The sequence below is a fragment of the Gallibacter sp. Marseille-QA0791 genome (assembly GCF_965119705.1).
GTDB lineage: Bacteria > Bacillota > Clostridia > Peptostreptococcales > Anaerovoracaceae > Lentihominibacter > Lentihominibacter excrementipullorum.
On sequence record NZ_CBCPMH010000001.1, the window covers coordinates 307,232 to 319,985 of the forward strand.

Sequence of the window (12,754 nt, forward strand, 5' to 3'; positions counted from 1 at the left end):
TTTCAATTCCGGTGGATAAGGAAGGTGTTTGGTGGTAAAATGAAAAAAACGACATGCAGGAGGAAGATATGAGGGTAATAGCGGGAGATTACAAGGGGAGAAAATTGCAGACACCGTCCGACTATTCCATAAGGCCGACTACTGACAAGGTCAAGGAGGCTCTGTTCAGCATACTGGCGGAAGAGATATATGGCAGCAGGGTGCTGGATCTGTTCTCGGGGACGGGCAATCTGGGGATAGAGGCTCTCAGCAGGGGCGCCGACGAGTGTGTATTCGGAGATAACTCGCGGGAAAGCATAAGACTGATAAAGGAGAACATAGCCCATTGCGGAGCTGAGGACGGCGCGGTAGTGATGCCTGGAGATTTCAGAAAGCTGCTTATGAATGTCCGGGGGACTTTCGATATAATATTGCTGGATCCTCCCTATGGCAAAGGGTTGATGGAGCCATGTTTCGAGTTGATACGTGAGAGAGGATTGCTGAGCGACGGCGGCGTTATCGTGGCGGAACATCGAAAGGAGGAACGGTTCCCGGATGAGCTCCAGGGTTATCGTAAGGTAAAGGAACGAAAGTACGGGATAGTCATGCTGTCAATATATTGTTGAACCGGGCTGGAATCCATGATATAATTAACAGTAATTTCTGGGAGGACTTACATATGAAGACAAAGGCATTGTATACCGGCTCGTTCGATCCGCTCACTAACGGGCATCTCAATATCATAGAGAGGGCGGCCAAGCTGTACGATGAACTTACAATAGGAATAATAGTCAACCCTTCCAAAAAATGTGTTTTTTCTCTCGATGAGAGGAAGGATATGATAGAGGAATCGCTGAGACATCTGAAAAATGTCAGAGTCGATTGCTTTTCAGGACTTCTGGCCAGATACGTCAACGCCAATGGCTTCAACGTCGTCGTTAGAGGCCTCAGGGCGACCATGGATTTTGAATACGAGATACAGATGGCGCAGATGAACGCCAGGCTGTTTGACGAAACCGTTGAAACCGTCTTTCTCATGACTGATCCCAAGTACTCTTTTATAAGCTCCAGCATGATAAAGGAGGTACATTCATTGGGAGGTTCTATAGAAGGGCTGGTACCCGGTGAGATAATACGGAAGATGGATGAGTTGATTGGTGATAAATAGGAGGATATTATGAGAGTTTTGGAACTTTTGGAAGAAATCGAAGAAATAGTTGATACCGCGGCAGGATTTCCTCTTACGGGAAAGATCATGGTCGACTCTCAGGAACTGCTGGAGATAGTTCGAGAGATAAGGGCTGAGCTCCCGGATGAGATACAGCAGGCTCAGTGGATAAAGAACGAGAGAGAACGCATCATAGCTGAAGCAAGGACTCAGTATGAAGCGGTCATTGAAGACGCTCAGAAGCAGGCTGACGCTCTGGTTGAGAATAATGATATTACGGTAAAAGCCAAGATGCGGGCTGACGAGCTGATGAGAGTGACGGAGAACACTGCCAAGCAGCTTAAGATAGGCACCTACGATTATCTGGACAGCATTCTGTTCAGCTTCCAGGGGAAGATGGAGCATCTCAGCTCCATATATTTCGGCGAGATGTTCACCAGTATCGAGAAAGCCTTTGAGGATATAAATTCGGCGCTGGCCGCTAACAGAGACGAGCTGAAGGACATGGCTTACAGGACACAGATGGATGCGGAAGATATCACCCAGCCGCCTGCCGAAGAGGAGGAAGGACAGGAATAACGACGAGAATCGATGAGGAATACACATAATACCCGTGGTCGGTCAATATGATAGACCATGGGTATTTTTAAATTTGGTAAAAAGCGTATATTGATAGCGGGGTCCGTGACGATGGCTTGTTGTGTCCTCATGGTGGCCTTCCCGTCCATCGCGCTGGCCTCCGCCAGGAGAGGAATATCGCTGTGGGCCAGCGATGTGCTGCCGGCGCTGCTCCCTTTTTTCATCTGCGCTAATTTTTTGCAGAATATCGGTATAATAAGGATGTTAAGATCAGGAGCTTTTCCCTTTGCCATGAGTGTGCTGTCAGGATATCCTATGGGCGCCAAGATCGTTGGCGATCTGCGGCGGGGAGGAGAGATATCTCTGACGGAGGCCAAGCGGCTCATGAGCTTCTGCAGCACTTCAGGTCCGGCATTCATGGTAGGAGCAGTGGGAGCGGGTATGCTGGGATCGGGGACGCTGGGCGGGATAATCGCCGCCGCTCATTATATCGGAGCATTGGTCAACGGGATCCTGTACACGAGACTGCTGGGAAGAGAAAGCGGAGGACCTCCGGCGCCGATCAGTGACAGCAAACGTGGAGGAAGAGGGATGCAGGAATCTTTCACCGATGCCATATTGATGTCTTTCCGTTCTCTGGCCATCGTGCTGGCATATATAGTCCTGTTCATGTTCCTTACAGACCTGTTCCATATGAGCGGCCTCTTTTCCATGACAGACGATCAGGCCGTGCGGGCGCTCATAAAAGGGTTCTTTGAGATGACAGTGGGCTGTGAGGCTGTGGCGGAGGGCATTTCTGTCACCAGCTCGGTCAAATGTGTCCTGTGTGCGTTCATATTGTCCTGGGGAGGGCTTTCGGTGATGGGGCAGTCTATGAGCATGCTTTCCGGTACAGGAGTGACGCTGGGGTACCTTATGGTGAGCAAGCTGACTCATGGGATCTTTGCGGCGGCTGCCGCTTTCCTTATCACGCTCTTTGTGTTATGATTTCATTATGAAAGTATTAGGAATAACTGCGGAATACAACCCGTTCCACAACGGGCACGGATATCATCTCAGAAGATCCGTGGAACAGACAGGGGCCGATCGCGTGGTGGTCGTCATGAGTGGTGATTTCACTCAGCGGGGAGAAGCGGCTGTCATGGACAAGTGGACCAGGAGCAGGCTGGCGGTGGAAAACGGAGCCGACCTGGTGCTGGAGCTGCCTTTTGTCTTCGCCTGCTCACGGGGAAGCATATTCGCTTCAGGCGCTGTGGATATATTGAAGGGTGCAGGTGTCACAGATATCGCTTTCGGGAGCGAGACGGGACAGCTGGAGCAGCTGGAGGAGCTGGTCACGGCGCTGGACCAGCGCAGCAGGGAGATAGATGAGCTGAGGGCATTGGAGATGAAAAGAGGCGACTCTTTCGTCAGGGCTTACCGTCAGGCCGTGGCCCGCGTGATCGGCGAAAAGACGGCGGCTCTTATGGACAAGCCTAACAACATACTGGCTATGGAGTATCTGAGGCGTATAAGATACTGGCGCGGACAAGGAACGACGATACAAGCTCATGCGGTCAGGCGTTTCGGTTCGGGATATGGAGATGTGAACAGAAAGGAGGGCTTTGCGGGAGCATCGGCTCTCAGGAAGATGATGATGGCCAGCGACAGGGAACTGGCGGCGGACTATGTCCCGGACAACGTGGTCTCGGATCTTTGGGCTGCCGAGGATCCTCGCAGGGCAGAGGAACGGGCCTTCCTGCTGCTGCAAAGCGAGCTGATGAGGAACAGCGCGGGGCAGCTGGCTGAGATATACTGTATGGGAGAAGGACTGGAAAACAAAATGAAGAAGGAGATAGTCAGAGCCGGTTCTATGGAGGAATTCGTATCGTCGATAGTATCCAGGAGGTACACGGAGGCGACTGTCAGAAGACTGGTGATCTACATCCTGATGGGAATGAAGGTGTACGAGCCGCCGAGGCAGATCTATGGAAGGGTGCTGGCGGCGGGAGAAAAGGGCAGAGCGCTGCTGTCGCAGCTGAAAAAGGACGGAGCGGTATCCATGCCTGTCATCACCAATATAAATAAGGAGAGGGAGCTATGGAGCCCTGTGGCTGACACGCTGAAGTATGATCTGCTGGCTGCCGATATGTACAATGTGTTGAAGGGGCGGGATCTGTATCAGTTCTCTGACAGGGTCATGGGCCCGGCCATGCTGTAAGGCCCGGACGGACAGCAAAAATTTTTGAAAATAGCTAAGGGTATTGAAATACGGCCTTTTAAAGGGTATAATGATATAGTTGTTTTAGTAATTAAAAAATGGAGGAATAGAAATGAAAGTTTTAGTAATCAACTGTGGTAGTTCTTCACTGAAATATCAGGTTCTGGATATGACCAACGAGGCTTTGCTGTGCAAGGGCCTGGTGGAGAGGATAGGTATCGAAGGTTCGGTCATCACCCACACGAAGATAGGGATGGACGAGAAGTTCCAGCTGATCGTTCCTATGGAGGATCACAAGGATGCTATTTCCCATGTCCTCATGGCTATCCAGGATGAGAACCACGGCGTTGTAAAGAATATGAGCGAGATCGGAGCGGTAGGCCATCGTGTGGTACACGCGGGAGAAAAGTTCGCTCATTCAGTGCTCATCGACGATCTTGTGATCGAAGCGCTGGAAGAGTGTGTAGAGCTGGCTCCTCTTCACAATCCGCCTAATCTGCTGGGTATCGCGGCATGCAAGGAACTGATGCCGGACACACCGATGGTCGCTGTATTCGATACGGCTTTCCATCAGACGATGCCTCCTGAATCATATATTTATGCGATCCCTTATGAGTACTATGAGAAGTATGGTATCAGAAGATACGGATTCCACGGAACGAGCCATAAGTATGTCGCTGAAAGAGCGTCGGATATACTTAACGTGAACCTGGACGATCTGAAACTGATAACGTGCCATCTGGGTAACGGAGCGTCGGTAACGGCTATAAAGAGAGGTAAGTGCATAGATACTTCAATGGGATTCACTCCGCTGGAGGGACTCGTAATGGGTACCAGAAGCGGAGATATCGACCCGGCTATCGTGACATACATCAGGGAGAAGGAAGGCTTCGACCAGGGCGTTGTAAACGAAATCCTCAATAAAAAGTCCGGTGTGCTGGGTATATCGGGAGTTTCAAGCGATTTCAGAGATCTGGAAGCTGCCGCCGAGGAAGGTAACGAAAGAGCTATGCTGGCCCTGAAAGTATTTGCTCATAAGGTAAGATTCTATATCGGAGCGTACATCGCCGAGATGAACGGTGTAGATGCTATCGTATTCACGGCCGGCGTAGGTGAGAACGATATCGCCATGAGGGATATAATCTGTAATGACCTGGGTAATCTGGGAATCAAGCTGGATGTGGTGAAGAACAAGGTAAGAGGAAAGGAAATGATCATTTCCAGAGAGGATTCCAAGGTAGCCATCATCCTGATACCTACCAATGAAGAGCTGATGATCGCAAGGGATACTTATAAGATCGTAACGGGCAGATAAGCGGGAGACGATTGTGTCCGCAGGTGGCGGAATGATGCCGGATGATGCTTTTCGCATCTTTTCCGCGATATATTCGCCAGGCGGTAAAATAAGTATTGACAAGGTATGCTAAAGGAAGGTATACTTTAGAAGTTGCGAATTATTTGATAGACATTTATTCAAGTGCATTTATCATATAGATAACGGCGCAAAAGGAGGTGTAAAACATGGCAGTACCTAAGAGAAAAACTTCAAAGGCTAGAAGAGACAAGAGAAAATCGGCTAACATGAAGATGAAGGCACCGGGACTTTCCATCTGCCCGCAGTGTCACGAGCCAAAGCTTCCACACAGAGTTTGCCCTAACTGTAACTATTACGACGGCAGGAATGTTGTGGAATCCGCTGAAGCGTAAGGAACGCGTTACGGATTGTTATAGGAAGAATGAAGCGGTATCGCGTAGCGATACCGCTTTTTGCGCGAGAGGCGGCGAATAAAAGCAGCCGCCCGGTCGAAAGGAGGAAACGATGCTTTTTATAGAATATCCTAAGTGTTCTACATGTAAAAAGGCGAAAAAGCACCTGGAGGATCTGGGAGTTCAGTTCGAGGACAGGAATATAGTGGAGGAGAACCCTACTGCTGAGGAATTGAGAACGTGGATAGGCAGGAGCGGTTATCCTGTCAAGAAATTCTTCAATACCAGCGGTATGAAATACAGGGAACTGGGACTCAAGGATAAACTGCCGCAGATGAGCGACGAGGAGAAGATCGAGCTGCTTTCCACTGATGGTATGCTGGTCAAAAGGCCGATCCTGATAGACGGGGACAGGATCCTGGTGGGATTCCGGGAGAAGGAGTGGACGTTTTAGGAGATGAGACACAGTGCTAAAGGGAACGCATATCTATTCATGGCGGCTATCGTGTGGGGCTTCTCTCTGGCGGCTCAGAAGGAGGGACTGAAATATATAGACCCGTTGTTTTTCACAGCCATCAGATGTTTGCTGGGCGGACTGGTGATGATCCCTGTAGTCTGCATGAGAATGCGGGCGATCAGGCGGGAAAATGAGGCGATGGAGGCCGGGGACAAAGACGAAGGCGGTGCGGTGAACACCGGGAAACCTGAAATCGCGGCAGTGATCAAGTGCGCCCTCTGCTGCGGTCTTCTGATTGGGACGACCATATTGCTGCAGCAGATAGGTCTGCCGTATACGTCGGTGGGGAAAGCCGGCTTCATAACGGCCCTGTATATTTTCATAACACCCATATTAGGCCTTTTTATGGGGAAAAAGACGACGCGTAATCTCTGGACAGGTGTGATCATAGGTCTGGCGGGTCTTTACCTGCTGTGTCTGTTCGGTGGCATCGAAGCCATAACTTTTGGTGATCTGATGATGTTCATCGCGGCCTTCCTGTGTGCCTTCCACATCCATGCCATAGATCATTTCGTGAAAAAGGTGGATCCGGCCCTGCTGACGTGCAGTCAGTTCATCGTGGCCGGATTGCTGGGGCTGATACCTGCGTTTCTGATGGCGGATATCACATGGGACGCGCTGCGGTCGGCGCTCTTTCCCGTGGTATATGCCGGGGTGATAGCTTGTGCTGTAGGATATACCTTCCAGACCATAGGGCAGAAGCTCACCAATCCCAATCTGGCGTGTCTGATAATGGCTATGGAGACGGTGTTCACGCTGTTTTCGGGATGGATATTTTTCGGAGAAGTGTTAGCGGTCCATGAATACATAGGGTGCGGTCTGATGTTTGCGGCTATCGTGGTATCCCAGCTTCCCGACGATGTTCTAAGTGTTGGAACGGTGAAAACTGTTCCTGAGGCGAAAGAAAATATTGACATGTAGGGAAAATAAAGATATCATAACATCAATGAATCCAGGCTTTCTGATGTCGTACTCCGTACGACGGACAGAGGTCGCTGGATAACCTATATGTCCGGCGCTGCCGGACAACGATCAATGAAGCCCAGCTTCCTGATGTCGTACTTCGTACGACGGACAGAGGTCGCTGGATAACCTATATGTCCGGCGTTGCCGGACAACGATCAATGAAGCCCAGCTTCCTGATGTCGTACTTCGTACGACGGACAGAGGTCGCTGGATAACCTATATGTCCGGCGTTGCCGGACAACGATCAATGAAGCCCAGCTTCCTGATGTCGTACTTCGTACGACGGACAGAGGTCGCTGGATAACCTATATGTCCGGCGCTGCCGGACAACGATCAATGAAAGGGAGTAGCATACACGGAAGTGTTTACGCTGCCGTCAGCGCGATGAGTTATCATCCGGTGCGTAATGAAATTGCGAGACTTTTATTGCATAGCTCATATGCGGTAAAGGTCTTTTTTTATGGCGTGGCAAATATTATCGCCGGGCGCATATGGACATAATAATAACCGGGAGGAGAACAGGATGAACGAGTTTTATAAAATGACCGGAGAAGAGGTAATGATGGAGGTCAATGGCAGCACTGAGCCTCTTAGTGATGGGCAGATAGCTGCCAACAGGGAAAAGTACGGACCGAATGAGCTGGCGGAAGGAAAGAAAAAGTCCACGGTCAGGATATTTTTCGAGCAGTTCAAGGATTTTCTCGTGATAATCCTGATATTCGCAGCGATAATATCAGGGATCCTGGGCGATGTGGAAAGTACCGTAGTCATATTGGTGGTGATAACCATAAATGCCATACTGGGGACGGTCCAGACAGTGAAGGCGGAACAGTCGCTGGACAGCCTGAAGAAGATGTCGGCTCCAGAAGCCAAGGTGTTCAGAGGAGGAACGTTTATCAAGATACCGGCTTCAGAGATAACGGTGGGGGATCTGGTCAGCCTGGAGGCCGGAGATTTCGTACCGGCTGACGGCAGGATCATCACCAATGCAGGAATGAAAATAGATGAGAGCGCTCTTACGGGAGAGAGCCTGGGAGTAGAAAAGGATGCGGCTGTCATCGAAGATACTGTACCGCTGGGCGACAGACTCAATATGGTATATTCAGGAAGCTTTGTCACTTACGGACGTGGAGAATTCCTGGTGACATCCATAGGTATGGAGACTGAGGTTGGTAAAATAGCCACACTTCTCAAGACTACATCTGAAAAGAAGACTCCGCTTCAGGTCAATCTGGACAACTTCGGCAAGAAGCTTTCCATATTGATATTGATATTCTGCGGGATCCTGTTTGGTATCAGCGTATTCAGAGGAGAAGCGATCGGAGACGCCTTCCTGTTCGCTGTGGCGCTGGCTGTGGCTGCCATACCGGAAGCGCTGAGCTCTATAGTGACCATCGTCCTTTCCTTCGGGACACAGAAGATGGCGCAGGAACACGCGATAATAAGAAAGCTGCAGGCTGTTGAAGGGCTGGGAAGCGTATCGGTCATTTGTTCCGATAAGACGGGGACACTTACTCAGAACAAGATGACGGTGGAGGATTATTATGTCCACGGACGCCGCATATCGGCTCATGATATAGACCTTTCCGGAAGCGAAGAAAGGGAGCTGCTGGCCGCCAGCATGCTGTGCAACGATTCGACTATAGCGGAAGGCAAGGAGATCGGTGATCCGACAGAGACGGCATTGATAAATGTGGGGGCGAAGCTGGGAGCACCTTACGATGTGGAGCGCGATCGATGTCCAAGGACAGCGGAGATCCCTTTTGACAGCGACAGGAAGCTCATGTCTACGTGCCATAAGCTTGGAGACAAATACGCTGAGCTTTTCGGCGGAGCTGAAAATGTGATGATAACCAAGGGCGCTGTAGACGTGTTGCTGAAGAGAGTGACGGAGATACAGACGCCGGAAGGTGTGAGAGCCATAAACGCGGAAGATATGAAGGCTATAGAAGAGTGCAACGGCCAGTTTTCCAGAAATGGCCTGAGAGTGCTGGCTTTCGCGTATAAAAAGACAGAAAATGGTTTTGAACCGGGGACAGAGGATGAAGACGGAATGATATTCCTGGGCCTCATCTCAATGATGGATCCTCCGAGAGAGGAATCGATGGCGGCGGTGGCTGAATGTATCAGCGCCGGGATAAAGCCTGTGATGATAACGGGCGACCATAAGATAACGGCTGCTGCCATAGCGAAAAAGATAGGTATACTGAAGGATGAATCGGAAGCTTGCGAAGGCTCTTCCATAGACAGTATGGACGACGAGGAGCTTAAGGATTACGTGGAGGGTATTTCCGTGTACGCCAGAGTTTCTCCTGAGCATAAGATAAGGATCGTCAGAGCATGGCAGGACAAGGGCAATATCGTGGCAATGACGGGAGACGGCGTCAATGACGCACCGGCTCTCAAACAGGCTGATATCGGAGTGGCTATGGGCATAACGGGAAGCGAGGTCTCTAAGGACGCGGCTGCCATGGTGCTGACGGACGACAACTTTGCCACTATCGTGAAAGCCGTGGAAAACGGAAGGAATATCTATAAGAACATAAAGCATTCGATACAGTTCCTGCTTTCCGGTAACTTCGGCGCCATATTGACAGTGCTGTTCGCGTCTGTATGCGCGCTGCCTGTGCCTTTCGCGCCGGTCCATCTGCTGTTCATAAACCTGCTGACGGACAGTCTGCCGGCCATCGCGCTGGGGCTCGAACCTCACAGCAAAGAGCTGATGAAGGAAAAACCACGTCCTGCCAATGAATCCATCCTGACTAAGGAGTTTTTGGCCAAGATCGGGATAGGCGGAGTTTCCATATGTGTGATGACAGTATTGGCCTTCCTCATAGGGCTCAACGGCTGGTTCACCGCTTCGGAGCTGGGCGGAAGTGCTCTCTTGGGAAGCACCATGGCTTTCGGCACGCTGTGTACCAGCAGGCTTTTCCACGGATTCAACTGTAAATCCGACAGGCCGGTGATTTTCACTAAGAGATTCTGGAATAACAAGTATCTCATCGGCGCGTTCCTGCTGGGGTTCGTGCTGATAACGGTGGCCATAGCAGTCCCTGCTTTGAGCAGTGTCTTCAAAGTGCAGACTCTGGGTCTCCCGCAGCTTCTGACGGTATACGGGCTGGCTTTCCTCAATCTTCCTGTGATACAGCTTATCAAGCTGATACAGACTAAGGTATCGGGGAAATAGAGCGATATAAGATCGGGCCGGACTTATACGGGAATCGGTTAAGTTGAAGGGATCCCGTATATGAGATGAGATGAAAAACGGGGCTGAAGGGTTGATTTTTATACGGGTTTCATGATGCTGATGTAAATCACGTATAGATCTTCCGCTAAAATCGCGATTTGGCAGGCAGCTTGTTATACTGGAATTGAAAGAAAATCATCAGAAGAGTACAAATCAAATGGAAAAAATGAAAAATAGCGGAATAAAAAACGTGTCTGTCCGGAAAGTCCGGAGCGGACACGTTTTTAGAATTATCGGTTTGTCAGTGTTGTCTGCCGGATGACTCAGTCGTCCATTTCTTTCAGGAGCTGTTCGGCTATCTGGACAGCGTTGGTGGCAGCGCCTTTCCTGATGTTATCGGCTACTACCCAGATATTGAGGCCGTTATCGATGGAGAAGTCTCTCCTGATCCTTCCTATGTAGACTTCATCGGTACCGGCGGCGTCTCTGGCCAGCGGATATACGTTGTTTTCCACATCGTCCTGAACGATGATCCCCGGCGAGTTCTTGAAAAGCTCAATTACGTCGTTCAGTTCGAATGGTTTTTCCAGCTCGATGTTTATGGATTCGCTGTGGGAGTCGAATACAGGGACTCTTACGGTAGTCGCCGTCACTTTAATATCGTCGTCGCCCAAGATCTTGTGGGTTTCATTTATCATCTTCATCTCTTCCTTGGTATAGCCGTTTTCGGTGAAGACGTCGATATGAGGCAGACAGTTGCCGGCGATCGGGTGAGGATAGGCCTGAAGGTCGTCATCCTTTCCCGCAAGGCCGTTTTTCAGGTCGTTGATGCCTTTGACTCCGGAGCCGGAAACAGCCTGGTAGGTAGAGTATATCACTCTCTTTATACCGTATTTATCCTGGAGCGGTTTTAACGCGACCATAGCCTGGATGGTGGAGCAGTTAGGGTTGGCGATGATGCCCTTGTTCCATTTGATGTCCTCAGGATTCACTTCGGGAACGACCAGAGGAACGTTTTCATCCATTCTCCACTGGCTGCTGTTGTCGACTACCACGACGCCTTTGGAGGCGGCGATAGGTGCGAATTTAGCACTGGTGGAGCCGCCTGCCGAAAACAGAGCTATGTCAATCGGTTTATCGAAGGAATGCTCTGTCAGCTCCTCAACAGTGTATTCTTTTCCCTTGAAGGTCAATTTTTTCCCAGCCGACTTGGCCGATGCCATCATGTAGATGTTGTCAAAAGGAAAATCCCTTTCCTCGAGGACTTTCAAAAATGTGGAGCCTACCACTCCCGTGGCCCCCACGACTGCGATATTTGGTTTTCTTTTCATAAAAATGACCTCCTGGTTTATATAGTTGATTGTTATATTATATTCTTATTCTCAGAATTCTCCATTGTTTAAAAATTTCGCTACTATTCCTTATACTACTCTAAATGCTACGAAATGTAAAGGGATGGGGCGGATTTTGGAGGAGAATTTCTCGTTGATGTACAGCAAGATAACGACTGAGTGGAAAAGGCAAATTTTCATATTAATCAACGGGATATTATGGTATAATCGAGTGAGTATGAAAAAAGTCAGGAGGATCGAAACATGACGTATATTCAAGCGATAATTTTGGGACTGGCACAGGGCCTTTCGGAGTTTCTGCCTATAAGCAGTTCAGGCCATTTAGCGCTTTTACAATACTTTTTCGGGATAGATGCAGAGAACGTGTTGCCTTTTGCGGTGCTGCTCCATCTGGGTACGCTGATATCAGTATTCATCGTGTATTGGAAGGATATCGTGGATCTGATCAAGGAACTGGGGGCTGTTATCAAGGACATCTGTACGGGAAAGGGCCTCAGAGTCAATGCGAATCCTACCAGGAGGCTGGGATTCATGATAATCGTGGCAACCATACCGACAGCCATAATAGGACTGCTTTTCAATGATTTGTTCAATGCTCTCTATCTTTCGCTGATAGCTATAGGGACAGGCCTTCTCATCACAGGTACTATCCTGGTCATCGCTGAAAGGATGGGAAAAAGCAATAAGGGAATAAAGGAAATGAAGTTCAGACACGCTTTCTTCGTGGGATTGATGCAGGGTGTGGCTATATGTCCGGGGATCTCCAGGTCCGGATCGACTTTGTTTGGTGGCCTGATAACGGGGCTCAACAGGGAGTTCGCGGTAAAGTTCGCGTTCCTGATCTCTATACCGTCTATCCTTGGATCGGTGATAGTGGAGGCTCCGGATGCTTTTAAAGCGGGGATGGATATGTCGCTGATAGGGCCGGTATTAGTCGGTGTGATCGTTTCGGCTGTCGCGGGACTGATCGCTATCAAGGCCATGATAAAGCTGGTGTCCAATAAAAATCTGATGGGATTCTCCATCTATACATGGGCGCTGGGTATAGCAGTCATCGTTTACGCGCTGATGTTCGCATAGTGCCGGCGGCGATAAGTCA

General features: G+C 49.7%; 12 protein-coding genes. 11 read left to right on the forward strand and 1 reads right to left on the reverse strand.

Translation table 11 applies throughout. The features are described from left to right. Positions 1–68: 68 nt before the first annotated feature. The 10 genes from rsmD (at position 69) to ACQY69_RS01555 (ending at position 10,303) form a co-directional block, all read left to right on the forward strand. A complete protein-coding gene (rsmD, locus tag ACQY69_RS01510) occupies positions 69–605 on the forward strand; it encodes a 16S rRNA (guanine(966)-N(2))-methyltransferase RsmD (RefSeq protein WP_428258026.1) in 537 nt (178 codons plus the stop codon). A gap of 53 nt (positions 606–658) precedes the next feature. After that, the gene (coaD, locus tag ACQY69_RS01515) at positions 659–1,147 is read left to right on the forward strand and encodes a pantetheine-phosphate adenylyltransferase (RefSeq protein ID WP_428258028.1); all 489 of its coding nucleotides are present in this window, start codon (positions 659–661) and stop codon (positions 1,145–1,147) included. 9 nt (positions 1,148–1,156) lie between these two features. Next, the gene (locus ACQY69_RS01520; RefSeq protein ID WP_428258030.1) at positions 1,157–1,726 is read left to right on the forward strand and encodes a hypothetical protein; all 570 of its coding nucleotides are present in this window, start codon (positions 1,157–1,159) and stop codon (positions 1,724–1,726) included. Positions 1,727–1,783: 57 nt separating this feature from the next. Then, positions 1,784–2,713, forward strand: a complete 930-nt coding sequence (locus tag ACQY69_RS01525) for a hypothetical protein (protein ID WP_428258032.1) — start codon at positions 1,784–1,786, stop codon at positions 2,711–2,713. A 7-nt stretch (positions 2,714–2,720) separates the two neighbouring features. Then, on the forward strand, positions 2,721–3,926 hold the full coding sequence (locus tag ACQY69_RS01530) for a nucleotidyltransferase (RefSeq protein WP_428258034.1): 1,206 nt from the start codon (positions 2,721–2,723) through the stop codon (positions 3,924–3,926). A 112-nt stretch (positions 3,927–4,038) separates the two neighbouring features. Next, the gene (locus ACQY69_RS01535; protein ID WP_428258036.1) at positions 4,039–5,241 is read left to right on the forward strand and encodes an acetate/propionate family kinase; all 1,203 of its coding nucleotides are present in this window, start codon (positions 4,039–4,041) and stop codon (positions 5,239–5,241) included. A gap of 206 nt (positions 5,242–5,447) precedes the next feature. Further along, positions 5,448–5,633 (forward strand): 50S ribosomal protein L32, encoded by a 186-nt coding sequence (gene rpmF, locus ACQY69_RS01540; RefSeq protein WP_428258038.1) that lies wholly within the window; start codon positions 5,448–5,450, stop codon positions 5,631–5,633. Between the two features lie 112 nt (positions 5,634–5,745). Further along, positions 5,746–6,087, forward strand: coding sequence for an arsenate reductase family protein (locus ACQY69_RS01545; protein ID WP_428258039.1), 342 nt, complete (start codon positions 5,746–5,748; stop codon positions 6,085–6,087). A gap of 3 nt (positions 6,088–6,090) precedes the next feature. Beyond that, the gene (locus tag ACQY69_RS01550; RefSeq protein WP_428258041.1) at positions 6,091–7,071 is read left to right on the forward strand and encodes a DMT family transporter; all 981 of its coding nucleotides are present in this window, start codon (positions 6,091–6,093) and stop codon (positions 7,069–7,071) included. Positions 7,072–7,639: 568 nt separating this feature from the next. Continuing rightward, positions 7,640–10,303 (forward strand): cation-translocating P-type ATPase, encoded by a 2,664-nt coding sequence (locus ACQY69_RS01555; protein ID WP_428258042.1) that lies wholly within the window; start codon positions 7,640–7,642, stop codon positions 10,301–10,303. Between the two features lie 323 nt (positions 10,304–10,626). Here the strand turns inward: ACQY69_RS01555 and ACQY69_RS01560 are convergent, their stop codons facing one another. Beyond that, a complete protein-coding gene (locus ACQY69_RS01560; protein ID WP_428258044.1) occupies positions 10,627–11,634 on the reverse strand; it encodes an aspartate-semialdehyde dehydrogenase in 1,008 nt (335 codons plus the stop codon). A gap of 264 nt (positions 11,635–11,898) precedes the next feature. On the opposite strand from ACQY69_RS01560, the gene uppP reads away from it, so the two are divergent. Next, a complete protein-coding gene (uppP, locus tag ACQY69_RS01565; protein WP_428258046.1) occupies positions 11,899–12,735 on the forward strand; it encodes an undecaprenyl-diphosphatase UppP in 837 nt (278 codons plus the stop codon). The last annotated feature ends 19 nt before the right edge of the window (positions 12,736–12,754 follow it).